This window comes from Kocuria atrinae C3-8, from assembly GCF_000286355.1.
Classification (GTDB): Bacteria; Actinomycetota; Actinomycetes; order Actinomycetales; family Micrococcaceae; genus Kocuria; species Kocuria atrinae_A.
Window position 1 is genome coordinate 1 of record NZ_AJXN01000047.1, and the last position, 17,224, is coordinate 17,224.

13 protein-coding genes and 4 pseudogenes are annotated in these 17,224 nt (G+C 64.5%); 7 read left to right on the forward strand and 10 right to left on the reverse strand.

The features are described 5' to 3' along the window. The 3 genes from YO9_RS0105785 to YO9_RS17160 form a co-directional block, all read left to right on the forward strand. The coding region (locus YO9_RS0105785; RefSeq protein WP_223286175.1) for a lytic transglycosylase domain-containing protein at positions 1-573 on the forward strand (573 nt) is incomplete at its 5' end. Beyond that, entirely contained in the window at positions 566-1,414 is an 849-nt protein-coding gene (locus YO9_RS17155) for a protein kinase domain-containing protein (protein WP_223286176.1), read from the forward strand. The genes YO9_RS0105785 and YO9_RS17155, both read left to right, overlap by 8 nt. A 140-nt stretch (positions 1,415-1,554) precedes the next feature. Further along, positions 1,555-2,400: a PASTA domain-containing protein gene (locus YO9_RS17160; protein ID WP_223286177.1), complete on the forward strand. Its 846-nt coding sequence runs from the start codon at positions 1,555-1,557 to the stop codon at positions 2,398-2,400. A 121-nt stretch (positions 2,401-2,521) separates the two neighbouring features. On the opposite strand, the gene YO9_RS0105795 is transcribed toward YO9_RS17160, so the two are convergent. The 4 genes and pseudogenes from YO9_RS0105795 to YO9_RS20640 all read right to left on the reverse strand — a co-directional run. Then, entirely contained in the window at positions 2,522-3,085 is a 564-nt protein-coding gene (locus YO9_RS0105795) for a CAP domain-containing protein (protein ID WP_223286178.1), read from the reverse strand. Between the two features lie 245 nt (positions 3,086-3,330). Further along, positions 3,331-4,689, reverse strand: coding sequence for a class II 3-deoxy-7-phosphoheptulonate synthase (locus tag YO9_RS0105800; RefSeq protein WP_016996637.1), 1,359 nt, complete (start codon positions 4,687-4,689; stop codon positions 3,331-3,333). 35 nt (positions 4,690-4,724) lie between these two features. Next, positions 4,725-5,186 carry a lysophospholipid acyltransferase family protein gene (locus YO9_RS20635; protein WP_016996638.1) on the reverse strand — a complete coding sequence of 154 codons (462 nt, stop codon included), beginning with the start codon at positions 5,184-5,186 and terminating at the stop codon, positions 4,725-4,727. An 83-nt stretch (positions 5,187-5,269) separates the two neighbouring features. After that, positions 5,270-5,587: pseudogene (locus YO9_RS20640) on the reverse strand (lysophospholipid acyltransferase family protein); the annotation flags it as partial. A 143-nt stretch (positions 5,588-5,730) separates the two neighbouring features. Between YO9_RS20640 and YO9_RS0105810 the strand changes: the two are divergent. The 3 genes from YO9_RS0105810 to YO9_RS0105820 all read left to right on the forward strand — a co-directional run bounded on the left by YO9_RS0105810 (position 5,731) and on the right by YO9_RS0105820 (position 8,865). Then, positions 5,731-6,537 (forward strand): alpha/beta hydrolase, encoded by an 807-nt coding sequence (locus YO9_RS0105810; RefSeq protein ID WP_016996640.1) that lies wholly within the window; start codon positions 5,731-5,733, stop codon positions 6,535-6,537. Then, positions 6,534-6,956, forward strand: coding sequence for a hypothetical protein (locus YO9_RS0105815; protein ID WP_016996641.1), 423 nt, complete (start codon positions 6,534-6,536; stop codon positions 6,954-6,956). Before YO9_RS0105810 ends, YO9_RS0105815 begins: the two co-directional genes overlap by 4 nt. A gap of 100 nt (positions 6,957-7,056) precedes the next feature. Further along, the gene (locus YO9_RS0105820) at positions 7,057-8,865 is read left to right on the forward strand and encodes an AMP-dependent synthetase/ligase (RefSeq protein WP_031272754.1); all 1,809 of its coding nucleotides are present in this window, start codon (positions 7,057-7,059) and stop codon (positions 8,863-8,865) included. A gap of 161 nt (positions 8,866-9,026) precedes the next feature. Here YO9_RS0105820 and YO9_RS0105825 read toward each other — a convergent pair. Beyond that, positions 9,027-10,443: pseudogene (locus tag YO9_RS0105825) on the reverse strand (mycothione reductase). Positions 10,444-10,477: 34 nt separating this feature from the next. Next, positions 10,478-13,926: pseudogene (locus tag YO9_RS0105830) on the reverse strand (pyruvate carboxylase). A gap of 221 nt (positions 13,927-14,147) precedes the next feature. Between YO9_RS0105830 and YO9_RS0105835 the strand changes: the two are divergent. After that, positions 14,148-15,050 carry a ParA family protein gene (locus YO9_RS0105835; RefSeq protein WP_031272755.1) on the forward strand — a complete coding sequence of 301 codons (903 nt, stop codon included), beginning with the start codon at positions 14,148-14,150 and terminating at the stop codon, positions 15,048-15,050. A 119-nt stretch (positions 15,051-15,169) separates the two neighbouring features. Here YO9_RS0105835 and YO9_RS0105840 read toward each other — a convergent pair. The 4 genes and pseudogenes from YO9_RS0105840 to ftsR all read right to left on the reverse strand — a co-directional run bounded on the left by YO9_RS0105840 (position 15,170) and on the right by ftsR (position 17,220). Then, positions 15,170-15,711 (reverse strand): annotated as a pseudogene (locus tag YO9_RS0105840) (MerR family transcriptional regulator). Between the two features lie 229 nt (positions 15,712-15,940). Continuing rightward, entirely contained in the window at positions 15,941-16,456 is a 516-nt protein-coding gene (locus YO9_RS0105845) for a bifunctional nuclease family protein (protein WP_016996644.1), read from the reverse strand. After that, positions 16,457-16,633, reverse strand: coding sequence for a hypothetical protein (locus tag YO9_RS17165; RefSeq protein ID WP_223286179.1), 177 nt, complete (start codon positions 16,631-16,633; stop codon positions 16,457-16,459). Then, positions 16,630-17,220, reverse strand: coding sequence for a transcriptional regulator FtsR (gene ftsR / locus YO9_RS0105850; RefSeq protein ID WP_223286180.1), 591 nt, complete (start codon positions 17,218-17,220; stop codon positions 16,630-16,632). The genes YO9_RS17165 and ftsR overlap by 4 nt, the downstream gene beginning before the upstream one ends. Between the last annotated feature and the right edge of the window lie 4 nt (positions 17,221-17,224).

Here is a 17,224-nt window from a genome sequence, read left to right on the forward strand (position 1 = left end):
GCTGGGAGCCGGGTGGAAGAAGGTGGCCTGTGCCGAAGCCAAGCCCAAGTCGCCGGAAGCTCAGAAACCCGCAGCCGCGCCCAAACCCGCCGTGGGCGACACGTTCGCGGGCCGGACTACCCCAAGCACGTGGTGGATTCGGCCAATCAGCACCACGCCGAGCTGCAGCAGCGCGACCTGCCGTCCCAGGAAGCCGTGCAGTCGATGATCCGGGAGACCGCGGAATCCATGGGCGTGGACCCCAAACTCGCGTTGGCTCACGCCGCCCAGGAATCAGGCTTCCAACAGGGCGTGGTCTCCCCCGCGGACGCCGTAGGAGCCATGCAAGTCATTCCGTCCGCCGGCGATTGGGCCTCCAACCTGGTCGGACGCGATCTGGACCTGTTGGACACCCGGGACAACATCACGGCCGGTGTGGCCATCATCAAGGAACTGCAGGACAAGGCGCCGTCCAAGGAAATGGGCATCGGCGCCTATTACCAGGGTCTCCACGGAGTGAAGACCTATGGTTTGTTCTCGGACACCAAGGACTACGTACGAGCGGTTTCCGCTCAGGAAAAGCGATTTGCCTGATCATTCCCCCCAAGATCGCCTGACCGGCACGCTGCTGGACCACCGCTATCGGATCCAGCGGCGATTGGCCACGGGCGGAACGGCCTCCGTCTACGTGGGCCTGGACGAGCGTCTGGACCGCCATGTCGCGCTCAAGATCATCCACCCGCACTTTGCCGACGATCCCAAGTTCGTGGAGCGTGCCCAGCGCGAAGCGAAGGCCGCCGCACGGTTGCACCACCCGAACGTGGTCGCCGTGCTCGACCAGGGCCAGACGTCCGACGGCGTGGTCTACCTGGTGCTCGAGTATGTGGATGGCCCCACCCTGCGCCACGTGATCGCCCGCGAATCTCCCATGACCGCACGGCGCACCCTGGACCTCCTGATCCCCGTGCTCCGTGGCCTGGCGCAGGCTCACCGCTCCGGCATGGTTCACCGGGACATCAAACCCGAAAATGTCTTGCTGACCACCGGCGGCGACGTCAAGGTCGCTGACTTCGGCCTGATGCGCGCCGTGGACGAACACACCTCCACGAGCACCATCCTGGGCACGGTCGCCTATGCCGCACCCGAGCTCGTGGGTCACGAACCCGTGGACCAGCGCTGCGACGTGTACGCCGTGGGCATCATGACCTACGAGATGCTCACCGGTTCCCGTCCCTACACGGCACCGCACTGCAGGTGGCGAACGCGCACGTCAGCCGGGACGTCCCCGCGCCGAGTCGCACTTCCTCCGGTATTCCGGACAGCTTGGACGAGTTCGTGCTGCGCTGTACCGCCCGCCACCAGGACGCTCGACCCGCCGACGCCGCAGCCCTCCTGGATCTGGCCCTCGCCATTCATCGGTCGTTGCCGGCCGTGAATGATCCGGTGTCGCTGAATCAGCCGACCCACGTAATTCCTGGTTCCGATGAGACGCAGGCGTTGCCGCCATCCGGTCAGGCGCATCTATCGGATGATGCAGAGACCACGGTGCTGTCGGCTCAGTCGAAGGAATCACCGATGACCGAGCCGATCTCGAGCTCCGGGGTTCGTGATGCAGCCACCCGCGCGATTCCCGCTGCCGGAATCCTGCCGACGTACGATCTGGACGCCACCCAGACCGTGGCCATCACCACCGCCGGTTCCACCGCACACAGGACACCGGAGCAGCCGCGCGTCACGCTCAACCCGCAGCCCAAACCGCTGCACCTTGCCATTGGCGCCGTGGTGTTCGTGCTTCTCCTCGCTCTGGCGGCGTTCCTCGGTTGGTGGCTCGCCTCCGGGCCGGGCACCACGGCCAACACCGTGCCCGATGTCTCCGGCGTTCCGGTCGCGAATGCGGAACGCACCCTGAGTGCCGCCGGGATCAGCAATGTGGGTGTTCACACCATGACCAATGCTCAGATTCCCGCAGGTTCGGTGATCTCGACCGATCCGGGCGAGTCCGCTCAGGTCCGCGGGATAAAGCAAGTAGTCCTTCTGGTCTCTGAAGGACCCGCGCAATTGGATGTCCCACTGTTCGAAGGCATGAGCCTGGACGAGGCCCGCAACGCCGTGACCCAGGCGGGGTTCTCGCTGGGTGGTGTGCAGACCCAGTTCTCGGACCAACCCGAAGGTACCGTGTTGCTGCAAGTGCCTGCCGCAGGCACCAAGGCCGAAGAAGGCACCGCTGTGGACCTCAACGTGGCCGCGGACAGCCCGCCGGAGCAGGTGCCCAATGTGGTGGGTCAGAGTGTTGACTCAGCTCGACAGTCACTGGAAGAACTCGGCTTCACCGTTGAAGTCAACCAGCCCGTTGGCTCCACCCTGGACCGCGTGGTCCACCAGCGCGAAGACGGAAACACGGTCATCCTCACTGTGCTGTGACCCTGCTTTCTCCTCGTCGTCTCCGAGCCTTTCTCGACGGTCCTTCCGAACCCGCATAAGAGTTGGGGCCGTACCCTTCCCCGGGTACCGGCCCTAACTCATGGTCAGTGCTCAGTGCGGATCAGTAGGTGCCGAAATTCTGGGTGGCGAACACACGGCCGTCCTCAGCGGTGGCCAAACCGAAACCAGCCCCGTTGAACTCGGGGCTCATGATGTTGGAAGCGTGGCTGGGGCTGTTCATCCAGAAGTCGAAGAAGTACTGCGCAGGGGCCTGGGCGGAGTCACGCGACTGGACGTGGTAGGCGATGTTCTCAGCCATTCCCGTGGACCCGGAATCCGTGGTCTGCTGAATGAAGGACGGGTTGTGGCTGGCCGCACCGCTGGATGCCATCTGGCCGGACCAGCCGGAGGCGATGTCGTTGAGTGCGCCCACGTTGGCCAACGGCTCGAGCCCCTGCTGTGCGCGAGCGTCATTCATCATGCCCAGCAGTTCCTGAGCGACCTGATCTGAGGAGGACTGGGTACCGGAGGTGGACTGTGTGGTCACCTGGTTCAGTGAGACCGAGGCGGACTGAGCGGTCTCCGGAGCCGTGGCTGTCTGGCTCGCGGCGGCGGGTGCCACCATGGCGCCGGTCAATGCGACGGTAGCGGTTCCGGTCAACAGGATCTTCTTCATAACGTTCATTCGGTGCTTCTCCTGACGGTTCAGCGTTGGCTCACCCCAAGCGGGGTAGGTCGTGAAACACCGTATGAAGCACAGAAAAAGCGAGTCAAAACAAAAACGTTACGACACCGTTATTTATCGGGCCGCATTAGCCGGTTACAAAAGTAACCGAACTGCGGTGCCGGGGATCAAAGCACATCGCGACACCGAAAGATGAAATCCGTCACAGGAATCAACTCTCAGTGCCGCGATGCGGTGGAGCGGGGTCAGTTCTGCTTGGAGAGGTACTCCGCGACTAGGAACGCGATCTCCAGCGACTGCATGTGATTCAGGCGCGGATCACACAGGGTCTCGTAGCGCTCCGCGAAGGAGGACTCGTTGACCGGGTCCGAACCGCCCAGGCACTCCGCGACGTCGTCGCCGGTCATTTCCACGTGAATGCCGCCGGGGAAGGTACCCAAGGCCTGGTGCACCTCGAAGAAGCCGCGAACCTCGTCCACCACGTCGTCGAAGTTGCGGGTCTTGTAGCCGGAGGGCAGAGACACCGTGTTGCCGTGCATGGGATCGGAGACCCACACCGGCTTGGCGCCGGAACCCTCGACCGCCTGAATGATGGCCGGGAGCTTCTCGCGGATGTTCTTGGCACCCATGCGGATGATGAACGTGAGGCGACCCGGTTCGCGGTTGGGGTCCAACGCGTCGATCAGGCGCAGTGCGTCCTCGCCGGTGGTGGACGGGCCGAGCTTCACACCAATCGGGTTGCGCAAGCGCGAGAGCAGATCCACGTGAGCGCCGTCGAGCTCGCGAGTGCGTTCACCGATCCACAGGAAGTGGCCGGACGTGCCGTACGGCAGGTGCGTGCGGGAATCGATGCGGGTCAGGGCGCGCTCGTAGTCGAGCAGCAGTGCCTCGTGACCGGCGAAGAACTCGGTGGTCTTGAGCGCATCGAAGTCAGCCCCGCAGGCCGCCATGAACTTCACGGCGTGATCGATTTCGCGAGCCATGGACTCGTATCGGGCGTAGGCGGGGTTGGCCGCGAAGCCCATGTTCCACGCGTGCACGCGGCGCAGATCCGCGAAACCACCGGTGGTGAAGGCGCGGATCAGGTTCAGCGTGGACGCCGAGGTGTGGTAGCCGCGCAGCATGCGATTGGGGTCATGGACTCGGGAGGACTCGTTGAAGTCGAACCCGTTGACCATCTCACCGCGGAAGGACGGCAGGGTCTGATCTCCGCGGGTCTCCATGTTGGAGGAACGCGGCTTGGAGAACTGACCCGCCATGCGGCCCATCTTGACCACGGGCAGCGAAGCACCGTAGGTCAGAACCACGGCCATCTGCAGCAGAGTCTGCACACGGCCAGAGATCTTGTCCGCGGTAGCACCGGCAAACGTCTCCGCGCAGTCGCCACCCTGCAGGAAGAATGCCTCGCCCGCAGCAACGGAGGCCAGGCGCTCACGCAGCAAATCCACTTCACCGGCGAAGACCAGCGGCGGAACGGCGTTGAGCTCTTCGATGGTCGAAGCGAAGTCCGGGTGCTCCGCCCACTGCGGGTGCTGACCAATGGTCCGATTGCGCCATTCGTCCAGGCCGGGATAGCTGGCGGCACTGGGTGAAGGGGTAGTCATGGCGCGTGCTTCTTCAGACTGAGTTACAGAGGTCATTACCCCAGTCTAGGCGTTCCGGTCCGCGGACTGGTCATCGTTTCCATCATGTGACGCCCGGGGAGCTTGGAGCCGAGCTGCTCAGCCTGCTGCGTCACGGATGCGGACATGGAACGGCCCTTTTCGCGGGCCGATTCGGCGGCGTCCTTGACCTGGGTCCTGAACTGTTCGCGCTTCTGCTCCGCCAGTTCCTTCTTGTAGTTGGCGGCGTACACGTCCACGGTTTCCTGACCCGACAGTTCCTGGATCGCCGCCATGATCTGATCGGTGACCTCGCGCATCGCGGCGTGGTCGCCGTGCTGACCCTTGAGGTGGGAGAAGTCCAGCGGCTTGCCGAAAATGGTGGTGACCTTGGCCTTGCGGGGGTCCGGGAACTTGGAGCCGAGGGGCTGGATCTTGTCCGTTCCGACCATGGCAATCGGGACCACAGGCGCACCGGTTTCCAGAGCCAGTCGAGCCACGCCGATCTTGCCGCGGTACAGGCGGCCGTCCGGCGAGCGCGTGCCTCGGGGTAGATGCCCAGCAGCTTGCCGTCCTGCAGTGCTTGGCCGCCCGCGCTCAACGCCTTGGCGCTGGCTTTGCCGCCGTTGCGGTCCATGGGAATCTGGTTGATCGCGCGGAAGAAGGCACCCACGACCTTGCCCTTGACGCCCGGCCCCGTGAAGTACTCGGACTTGGCCAGGAAGTACACCTGGCGGGGCACAGCCACCGGCATGAACACGGAATCCGAGATCGACAGGTGGTTGCTCGCCAAGATGGCCGCTCCCTGGGAGGGAACGTTCTCCAGGCCGATGGCCTTGGGGCGGTACACCGTGTTCACCACGGGGCCCACCACGTAACGCTTGAGGAACATGTACACCATGACTCGGATCCTTCCGGAAAGCTTCTGTTGAACCAATTGACCGCGACATCGAACGGGTCAGATGCGCGCGGATCAGCAGTGCGCGTATCGAATTCCCCGCTGGATTCTCTCATGACAATTGCTCGGACTGGCACAATGGCGCCATGAGCTTCGATCCCGCCGCGCACGGCCATCAGTTCTTCCCGGGCACCGCCTCCGTAGGGGTGCTGGTTCTGCACGGTTTCACCTCCACGACCGCCTCGGTCATCGAGTGGGCGCGTGCCATTCACCAAGCCGACGACGCCGCCGGCCGCCACCCGTCCGTGTCCGTCCCCTTGCTGCCGGGTCACGGCACCACGTGGGAGGACCTGGCCAAGGAGAAGTGGCACGCGTGGCGTGACGCCGTGGATGAGGAGTACTGGACGTTAAGGGCCCGGCACGAGCACGTGGTGGTGTGTGGACTGTCGATGGGCGGCGCGTTGGCGGTTCAGCTGGCGGCCCGCTATCCCGTGGCAGGTCTTTTGAAGGTGAACCCGGCACTGGCCCTGACGAGTCGCACTGCCGCCTACAGCCACCTTGTGAAGCACGTGGTGCCGTCCGTTGCGGGCATCGGCAGCGACATCAACCGGCCGTCGGTGGCTGAAACCACCTACGACCGCACTCCCGTGGCCGCCGTAGCCCAACTCAACATCCTGATCCGTCAGGCCATCAAGACGCTGCCCGCTGTGACAGCGCCGGCCATCGTGTTCCGCTCGACGACTGACCGGATCGTGGCCGACGCCTCGGTGGACCTGATCCGCGAGCGCAGCGCGGGCCCGGTGGAGGTCATTGCGCTGCCCAACAGTTTTCACGTGGCCACCATGGACTACGACCAGGGCTTGGTGGAGACGGCCTCCCGCCAGGCGGTGCAGAACCTCATGCGGGGCTTTGGTCTGACGGTCGAGACGGGCCGAGCGGCGGCGTCGGCATGACCCAACGAGACCCCGAGAATCAACACCCGGACGACGATTTCCGCCGCATCATCGAAGGTAACGACTGGGAGAACGTGCCCCGCGACGATGAGGACGCCGAGCCGTGGGCGGATGAGATCCCCTGGGAACCGGCGGAGCAACCCGCAACGGAGGTACCGCTCGAACTTTTCGAATCCGAGGAGGACGAGACCTACAACCCCGATCCCGGCGAGATCACCCGAGGCGTGAGCGCCAAGATGGTGCGGGCCGTTACGGTGATTCTGGCGGTGCTCGTGATCATGATCGGCTTGGCGGCGCTACCCGGCTCCCTACCCACCGCGGTGTGGGCGGCCGGTGTTGCCGGAGTGATCGGTGGCCTGTACTTGGTGTACCGCGCGCTGCCCGAAGATCCCCGTGATGACGACGGCGCCGTGGTCTGAATGAATGTGCCGCTTCAAAGGTGGACACGTCCATAAATGCCGCATCATGACCTGGATCACACAGTAGGCTGGCTCCATATCTCCACGAAGAAGGTGCTAAATGAGACGCGTGAGCGTACCCCCCGCAGTTGACCCGCTTCCGCACGACAGCGTGGCCGAGATCCTGGCCCGCCAAGCGCGCGAAAACCCGGATATTGTCCTGTACACGATCCTCGCCGAGGGCAAGGAACGCGACGTGACGGCGCGTCAGTTCCGCGAAGAAGTCATTGCCGTGGCCCGAGGGCTCGCCGCCCGCGGCATCCAGCCCGGTGATCGCGTGGGCATCCTGAGTCGCACGCGCTACGAGTGGTCGCTCGTGGACTTCGCGCTGTGGTGGGTGGGCGCGGTTCCCGTGCCGGTCTACGACACGTCCTCCCCGGACCAGATCGCCTGGATCCTGTCGGACTCCGAGTCCAAGGCGATCTTCGTCGAGACCGATGAACTCGCGGAGCACGTGGAGGCGGCAGCCGCCATCACTCCGTTCGAGGCCTCGTCCCGCATCTGTGTCTTCGACACCGCTGATCCCAAGTCCTCGTTGGAGACCTTCATCGCGGAAGGTGCCGACCGGACCGATTTCGAGGACCCGCACGACGGAGATTCTCTAGACAAGACCGCCACCATCATCTACACCTCGGGCACCACCGGGCCGCCCAAGGGTTGCGAGCTCACCCACCGGAACTTCGTGGGTTGTTCGGCCAACACGATTCCCGTGGCCTCGGAAGTGATTTACCCGGGTGCCCGCACGCTGATGTTCCTGCCGCTGGCACACGTGTTCGCCCGCTTCGTGGAGGTCGTCGCGGTGGACGCCGGCGTCACCCTGGCACACACCCCGGACGTCTCCGAACTCATGGAGGACCTGGGTCGGTTCAAGCCCACGTTCATCCTGGCCGTACCGCGCGTATTCGAGAAGATCTTCGTGGGTGCGCGTCTCAAGGCCGCGGCTGCTTCCCCGATCAAGAAGCTGATCTTCGCCCGCGCCGTAGCCGTGGCCGTCGAGTGGTCCAAGGCGTCGCAGGCCGGCAAGGTCTCCCCATTGCTCGAGGCCCAGCACCGCCTGTACGACAAGCTGGTCTACTCAACGCTGCGCAACGCCATGGGCGGCGAAGTCCACTATGCCGTGTCCGGAGGTGCACTCCTGGGCGCGCGCCTGGGCCACTTCTTCAACGGCATCGGCGTGTACGTGGTGGAGGGCTACGGTCTGACCGAGACCACCGCGCCCATCTCCGCGAACTTCCCGAGCATCAACCGTCTGGGCACGGTGGGCCACCCGATCCCGGGTCACGAGATCGCCATCGCCCACGACGGCGAGATCCTGGTCCGCGGCAACAATGTGTTCCGCGCCTACCACGGCATGCCGGACAAGACCGAGGAAAGCTTTGTTGACGGTTGGTTCGCCACCGGTGACCTGGGTGTCCTCGATGAAGAAGGCATCCTCACCGTCACCGGTCGCAAGAAGGAAATCATCGTGACGGCCGCGGGCAAGAACGTGGTCCCCAATACCCTGGAGGATCCCATCCGCGCGTCTGCCACCGTGGGGCAGATCATCGTGCTGGGTGACAACCGGTCGTTCATTTCCGCGCTGATCACCCTGGATCCGGACACCCTGCCCAAGATCCTGCCGACCCTGGGTCTGGATTCCTCGCTCACCCCCGCGCAGGCGGCCAAGGAACCGGCGGTCATCGATCACGTGCAGAAGATCGTCGACCATGCCAACGCCAAGGTCTCCCGCGCAGAGAGCATCCGGAAGTTCACCATCCTGGACCGCGACTTCACCATCGAGGACGGGTACTTGACGCCCTCCATGAAGCTCAAGCGGCCCAAGGTCGTGGAAGACTTCGCAGACGAGATTGAGGCGATCTACGCCAAGTAATTTCGGCGCACGATTCAGCCAAAGCTGAGCGAGGCCCGGCGGACACTGTCCGCCGGGCCTCGCTTGATGTGATGTTCCGAACTCGCCGAGGCGTCGAGCGGCCTGCTGTCAACGGGCCGCTCGCCAGCCGTCGGTGAGACTCAGCTACCCGTCGGTGTCGCTCACCGTTGTTCGGGAACGTCCAGACCGAGCAGCGCGTTCTCGACCACTTCGGCCAGTGCCGGGTGGATCCAATACTGACCGCGAGCCATCTCGTGCGCGGTCTGTCCGAAGGACATGCCCTGGATGAGCGGCTGCACCAGGTTGGACGAGTCCTTACCGATCAAATGTGCACCCAGCAACAAGCCCGTGTTCTTGTCCGCGATGAGCTTGCAGATCCCCACGGAGTCATCCATGGCCCAGCCGTAGGCGACATCGCCGAAGTTCTGTTCCTTGACCGTGATCTCCGTGCCGTTCTGTTCTGCCCAGATGCGGGCCTGTTGCTCGGTCATGCCCACGGTCGCGATCTGGGGTTCCGTGAACACCGCCGAGGGCACGAAGCGGTGATCCGTGGCTTCCAGATCATCCGGGTGGACCACGTTGTGCGTGACCGTGCGGGCCTCCGCATTGGCCACGTGCTTGAGCTGGTACGGGGAGCAGACGTCGCCCAGTGCCCACAGACCATCGACCGGTCGCCCGTCGCTGAGCACGCGCTGGTACTCGTCCACGGCCAGCAATCCGGAGTCGTAGACGTCCAGGTTCGCGGCTTCCGGGTTGAGTGTGTCGGAATTGGGCACGCGACCGGTGGCCACCAGGACCACGTCCGCCGTGCCTCCCAGGTTTCCAGTGAGTCGTCCAACGCCGCCGCGGTCACCTTGAGCTTGCCGTCCGCCGTCCACTCGATTCCGGTAATGGAGCGGTTCAGCTGCAGATCCCACTGTTTGGCGGCCTCACGCTTGAACCGTTCGGCAATCGTGTCGTCGTGTTGCCGCAAGAGGCGCTCGGAACGGTTGAGCTGGGTGACCTTGGAACCCAGACCGTTGAACACGTGCAGAACTCCGCGGCGATGTAGCCTCCGCCCACCACAATGATCGACTCCGGTAGCTCGTCCAGTCGCATGACCGTGTCCGAGGTGTGCACACCGGGCAGATCGATGCCGGGGACGTCCGGGAGCTGCACGCGCGAACCGTTGGCCAGCACGATCTGGGGCGCGGTGATCCGCTCTCCCGAGTCCGTTTCCAGGACCATGGGCTCGACGAAGTGAACGTACTCCCTGATCACCGTCACGTTCTCCATGGACTCGCGGTACTCCAGACCGCCCTCGGAAATGGCGTCGGTCCTGCCGAAGATGCGATCGCGGATGGCCGGCCAGTCCACGGAGTTCACGGACGCCTCGACACCCAGCCGAGCGGCGTCCTTAACTTCCGCGGCCACCGTGGCCGGGTACACATACATCTTGGTGGGAATGCACCCCACGTTGAGGCACGTTCCGCCAAAGGTACCCGGTTCCACGATGGCCACGTTCAGATCTTGGTACTCCTCCGTGAGGATGGAGTTACCGGAGCCAGAGCCAACAATGATGAGATCAAATTCTCGCATGGATCCCATCCTAGATAGCTTGGCAAATCAGCGATCAGGCGGGGTCGATCACCAACACCAGGTCGCCGCCGCTCACCTGTGCCACGTCCTTCAGAGCCACGCGGGACACGGTGCCACCGGTGGGCGTGGTGATGGACGCTTCCATCTTCATCGCCTCGATGGTGGCCACGGCCTGACCCGGCTCCACGGTGTCGCCCTCGGCCACCGTGACCGTGACGGCACCGGCGAACGGCGCGGCGACATGACCCGGGTTGGAGGAATCTGCCTTCTCGAGCTCCACGGAGTCGGTCTTGACAGAGGTGTCGCGGATTTCCAACAGACGCAGCTGACCGTTCAGGGTGACCATCACGGTGCGCATGCCCTTGTCGTCCGGCTCGGAGATCGCCTGCAAGGTCACGAGCAAGCGCACGCCCCTGCCCAGCGAAATCACGTGCTCGAAGTCCTGACGCAGGCCGTACAGGAAGTCGCGGGTGTGCAGCACGGACAGGTCGCCGTACTTGGTCTGCGAGGACTCGAACTCCTTGGTGGGCGCGGCGAACAGCAAACGGTTCAGGGTCGCACGGCGCACCTCACCGGGCTGGTCGAGACCTTCCTGGTCCTCCTTGCTCAGTTCCTTGTCCCCCAGGGTCACGTTGCGGCCCTCGAGAGCCTTGGAACGGAACGGCTCAGGCCAGCCCGCGGGCGGGGTGCCGAGTTCACCGGCCAGGAAGTTGATCACCGAGTCCGGGATGTCGAACTTGTTGGGGTTCGCCTCGAACTCGGCCGGATCCACATCCATGCCCACGAGCTGCAGGGCCAGGTCACCCACGACCTTGGAGGACGGGGTCACCTTGACCAGGTGGCCCAGCATCTTGTCCGCGGCGTAGTACATGTCCTCGATGGCCTCGAACTTCTCGCCCAGGCCCAGCGCGATGGCCTGCTGGCGAAGGTTCGACAGCTGGCCGCCCGGGATCTCGTGACGGTACACGCGGCCCGTGGGGCTGTTCAGTCCCGATTCGAAGGGCTTGTAGATACCGCGCACGACCTCCCAGTAGGGCTCCAGGTCGCTCACGGCGTCCAGACCCAGGTTGGTGTCGCGCTCGGTGTTCTCGAGCGCGGCGACCAGAGCGGAAGCCGAGACCTGCGACGTCGTACCCGACATCGACGCGGAGGCGACGTCCACGGCGTCGACACCGGCTTCCGAGGCGGCCATCAACGTGGCCAACTGGCCGCCGGCGGTGTCGTGGGTGTGCAGGTGCAGCGGCAGGTCGAAGCGCTCGCGCAGCGCGGTGACCAGCTTGCGAGCGGCCTCCGGGCGCAGCAATCCGGCCATGTCCTTGATCGCCAGGATGTGAGCGCCGGCGTCCACGCATTGCTGCGCCAAATCCAGGTAGTAGTCGAGGGTGTAGACCTCTTCGTTGGGATCCAGCAGGTTGCCGGTGTAGCACAGGCGACCTCGGCCACAGCGGTTCCGGTCTCGCGTACGGCCTCGATCGCGGGGCGCATCTGCTCCACGTCGTTGAGGGCGTCGAAGATCCGGAAGATGTCCACGCCGGTCTCGGCGGCCTCAGCGACGAACGCGTTGGTCACCTCGGCGGGGTACGGCGTGTAGCCCACGGTGTTGCGACCGCGCAGCAGCATCTGGATGGGAATGTTGGGCATGGCCTCGCGCAGGCGGCGCAGGCGATCCCAAGGGTCCTCGCCCAGGAAGCGCAGAGCGACGTCGTACGTGGCACCGCCCCAGGCCTCGACCGAGAGCAGACCCGGCAGCGTGTGGGCGTAGGCCGGTGCGGCCGCGAGCAGGTCACGGGTACGCACGCGGGTGGCCAACAGCGACTGGTGCGCGTCGCGGAAGGTCGTGGAGGTGACCGCGAGCGGCTTGTAGGCGCGCAGTTCTTCAGCGAATCCCTCGGGGCCCTTCTCCAGGAGCACCTGACGCCAGCCGGCGGGAGGCTCGTGGGTCGAGGGGCCGTCGAAGGGGCTGCGGTAGGGCTCGTCAGACTTGTCACCCGGGTAGTGCGGCAGCTTGGTGCGCGGGTCGATACCGTCCACGCGATCACCGTTGGGCTTGTTGACCGTGACCTCGGCCAGGTAGGTCAGTGCACGGGTGGCGCGGTCTGCGGAAATCTTGCCCTTGAGCAGCTCGGGGTGATTCTCGATGAAGTCCGTAGCAACGTCACCGGCGATGAAGTCCGGATCGTCCAGCACGGACTGCAGGAACTGGATGTTGGTCGCGATGCCGCGGATACGGAACTCCGCCAGGGCACGGCGCGCACGGTGAACGGCGGTCGTGTAGTCGATGCCGCGGCACGTGAGCTTCACGAGCATCGAGTCGAAGTGCGGGGAGATCTCGGCACCGGCGTAGAGCGTGCCACCGTCCAGGCGAACGCCCGCGCCACCGGCGGAACGGTAGGCCGAAACCTTGCCGACATCCGGGCGGAAGTCGTTGGCCGGGTCCTCGGTGGTGATGCGGCACTGCAGGGCAGCACCGCGCACGCGCAGGGTGTCCTGACTGATCCCCAGGTCCTCGAGCGTCTCGCCGGCGGCGATGCGCAACTGCGCCTGCACCAGGTCGATGTCCGTGACTTCCTCGGTCACGGTGTGCTCCACCTGGATGCGCGGGTTCATTTCGATGAACACGTGTTCACCGGCACGCTCACCTGCGGTGTCCACCAGGAACTCCACGGTGCCGGCGTTGACGTAGCCCAGCTCCTTGGCGAACTTCACGGCATCGCGGTGCAAAGCCTGCCGGATGTCGTCGTCCAGGTTGGGCGCCGGAGCGATCTCGATGACCTTCTGGTGGCGGCGCTGCAGCGAGCAGTCGCGCTCGAACAGGTGCACCACGTTGCCCTCGTTGTCCGCGAGGATCTGCACTTCGATGTGCCGGGGCCGCAGTACGGCCTGCTCGATGAATACGGTCGGATCGCCGAAGGCAGTGTCCGCCTCACGCATGGCGGCATCCAGAGCACCGGGCAGATCCTTGGAGGTCTCCACACGGCGCATCCCGCGGCCGCCACCACCGGCGACGGCCTTGACGAACAGCGGGTAACCGATCTTCTCGGCTTCTTCGATCAACGCCTCTTTGTCCGCCGAGGGTTCGGTCGACTGCAACGTGGGAATGCCCGCGCGCTTCGCTGCGCGCAAGGCCTCTACCTTGTTGCCAGCCAGTTCCAGGATTTCTGCCTTGGGCCCAACAAACTTAATGCCCGCGGCATCAGCGGCGCGGGCAAGGTCGGGGTTCTCGGACAGGAAACCGTAACCGGGGTAGATGGCATCAGCGCCAGATTCTTTGGCAACGCGAACGATCTCGTCAACGTCCAAGTACGCGCGCACAGGGTGGCCCTCTTGGCCGATGGGGTACGCCTCGTCAGATTTCTGACGGTGAATGGAGTTGCGGTCTTCATGCGGGAACACGGCCACGGTTTTTGCGCCGAGTTCGTATGCGGCACGAAATGCACGGATAGCAATTTCGCCGCGGTTAGCCACCAGGATTTTGGAGAACATGTACTGCCGTTCCGCACCCCCGGGCCAGTGGGCCTCAGAGGGCGCTGCGTTAGATAGCGAACTAGCTGTCTCAGCATACGTGAGACCTACATCATACCTATGGACTGACCACACTATGTAACGGAACTAGTCATTCTGTGACGAAAAGACTATGGGTCCAGCCGTTAGCATGGACAGGGTTGTGTTCCGGTGGCCGGGACACCGTACGGGGAGAGGTCATAGTGCAGATCGTCAGCATCAGCAGCCTTAAGGGCGGCGTGGGTAAATCATCGGTAACTCTAGGGCTGGCCTCGGCCGCACTGGAGGCAGGCATACCCACTCTCGTCATCGATTTGGACCCCCACGCTGATGCTTCGACCGCCCTGGGCGTGCGAGCCCAGCCGTCCCGCGACATCGGCTCGATCCTCCGCAAACCCAAGAAGGGCGCTGTGTCCAAAATCACAGTTCCTTCTTCCTGGACCGAGCATCCGATCACGCCCGAGACGTCCACTTCGGCCGACACCTCGACCTCACCCGCCCCGACATCCGGCGACGACGCCGCGCCCGCCGAGGGCGCGTCCGGTCACAAGCCCGGGGACAACACTCAGCCGCACTCCCCCGCGCGCCCCGTCCTCGACATAGCACCGGGTTCCGCAGCGTCCTCTCATCTGGACCGTTCCACCTTCAAAGTCAAGGATCTCAAGGGCCTCGAAACGGTGCTCCAGAGCGTAGACAAGTACGAGTTGGTCCTCATCGACTGCCCGCCCAGCCTGACAGCGCTGACCCGCATGGCGTGGGCCGCGTCCCACAAGGTGCTCTCGGTGGCCGAACCCTCGCTGTTCTCCGTAGCGGGTACCAAGCGCACCATGACCGCGATCGCCCAGTTCGAAGTCTCCAAGCTCTGGGCCGTGCCCGCGGCCGGCGTGATCGTCAACCGCGCCCGTGAAGACTTCTCCGAACACTCGCACCGGATTGCGGAACTCGAGGAGCTGTTCGGAGAACTCGTGGTGCAGCCGACGCTGCCTGACGCCCCCGTGATGCAACAGATTCAGGGTGCCGCGTGGCCCGTTCACAAGTGGCCCGGCGACCAGGCCACGGACTTGGCAGCACGATTCACCACCATCTTGAACGGACTGCTGAAGTAACAGTGTGAACGTCCCTCGCGCGCTCCCTGCGCAAGCCACTGCAGCCGGTGAAGGAGAAGGCCGCCGTGACCCTCAAGGGTCACGGCGGCCTTCTGTTTGAGAATCCTAGGTGCGGGCGATCAGCCCGCGTTCTTCTTGCGACGACGCGCGCGACGAGCGGACAGCTCGTCCTCCGGGAACTCTTCCGCGGCGGCGTCGGCGGAGACTGCGGTGTGCTCGGACGGCATGGAGGCCAAGCGCCCTCGATCTCGCGCCACACGCGACCCACGGCAATACCGAACACGCCCTGGCCGCCCTGAACCAAGTCGATGACCTCGTGGGGTGAGGTGCATTCGTAGACGCTGGCACCGTCGGACATCAAAGTCAGCTGCGTGAGGTCTTCGATCCCGCGCAAGCGCAACGCGCCCACGGCGGAACGGATCTGCTGGAGGGAGACACCCGTGTCCAGGAGTCGCTTGACGACCTTGAGGACCAGGATGTCACGGAACGAATAGAGTCGCTGCGAACCGGAGCCCTTGGCACCACGCACAGTGGGCTCGACCAGACCGGTGCGTGCCCAGTAGTCGAGCTGCCGGTAGGTAATACCGGCGGCCTTGCAGGCCGTGGGCCCGCGGAATCCGACAGTCTCGTCAAAGCTGACCAGATCTTCGTCGAAAAGCATCCCCTGGGTGCCACCCGTGAGGGAGGTCTGGAGCGGATCTGCTGCGTCCAGCGGCAGGTTTCCGTGGCTCACATATCCTCCTCGGGATCGGCTGGGGTGGTTCATGGCGGAGCGACCAGATGGTGTTCTCGGTGCTGATTAGACGGTAGACCTCGGGGTGCGGCGGGTCAAAGACATTCGCGCCGGGTGCCAACGTGTCGCAGAGTCAGTGTGCTTGCTGAACCGCTGGTCAGGTCTGGAAATCGTCCGGATCCACGTGGTCCAGAAAGTCGCGGAACTCACGCACTTGGGCGTCTGCCTCGGCCTGATCCGGGGCGGGCTGTTCCCGCAGCTCACCGTCCGCGCTCAGCACCAGTCCGGAGTCCTCCAGGACCGACTGCGCACACACGATCTGGCACTTGGTCCGCACCGCCACTGCGAGCGCGTCCGAGGCCCGCGCGTCCACCACGGTTCCCTGGCCGAACTCGATGGCCGCGTGGAACACCGTGTCCTCCACCGTGTGAATGACCACCCGGTTGATGTTGTGCCCGAGCGCGTCCACCACGGAGATCAGCAAATCGTGAGTGAGTGGGCGCGGCGGTTTGATGCCCTGCATTGCGAAGACGATCGAGGTCGCCTCATTGGTCCCCACCCAAATAGGCAGGTGCCGCGCGCCGTTGAGCTCGCGCAGCACGACCACCGGTTGTCCGGTGGGTACGTCCATGCGGACTCCGGCCACTTCCATGGGTACGTCCGGGGAGGCCACCTATCGCTCCTGTTCAAATGGGCGGAGGGTGTCTTTGAGCTGAGAGTTCACGAGCGCCGTGGTCATGGTGAGACACAACGACGCAATCTCCCGGGCGCGCTGCGGCGCCTTATCGCGCGACACCGGATCACGACGGCTGATGAGCGGCGCGATGGTTCCCTCCACCAGTCCGATCATGCGTTCGGAGGCACCACGCAGGCACGCAGATGCCGCGGTTCGATCCCATACGCGCTCAGTCTCTTGGCAGTGGCCGCGACCGTGAGCGAGTAATCGTCGAAGTACCCCGACCGTTCCACGAGCCACCCGTTATTCATGAGCTCGCGCAGCAGCGTGGTTTCGGCTCCCGTGCGAGCGGCCACCTCGCGCAACGTATAGCGCCTCCCCGACAAGCGGACCGCATTGGCCATCGCCTGTTGCGGATCCTGCGGTTCGTTGGCCGAAGCCGACGACGTCGCTCGCTCACTCGGTCGCGGCTCCTGCGGCTCGGCGCCCGCTCCCGGGTCTTCCCCTCGATCCAAACGATCACGAATGACCTTCAGCGGGAGGTAGCGCTCTTGCTGCAGGCGTAGCACCGTGGCCAGCCTGTCGATGTCTTCTTCCGAATACTTGCGGTACCCCGAGGGCGTGCGGTGCGGATGCACCAGTCCTTGGTCCTCCAAGAATCGGATCTTGGAGGCGGACAGTCCGGGGAACTCAGGCTGCAGTTGCCGCAGAAGTGCCCCGATACCCACCAGCGAGGTGTGCGAGTGACCGGAATCAGGCATGAGG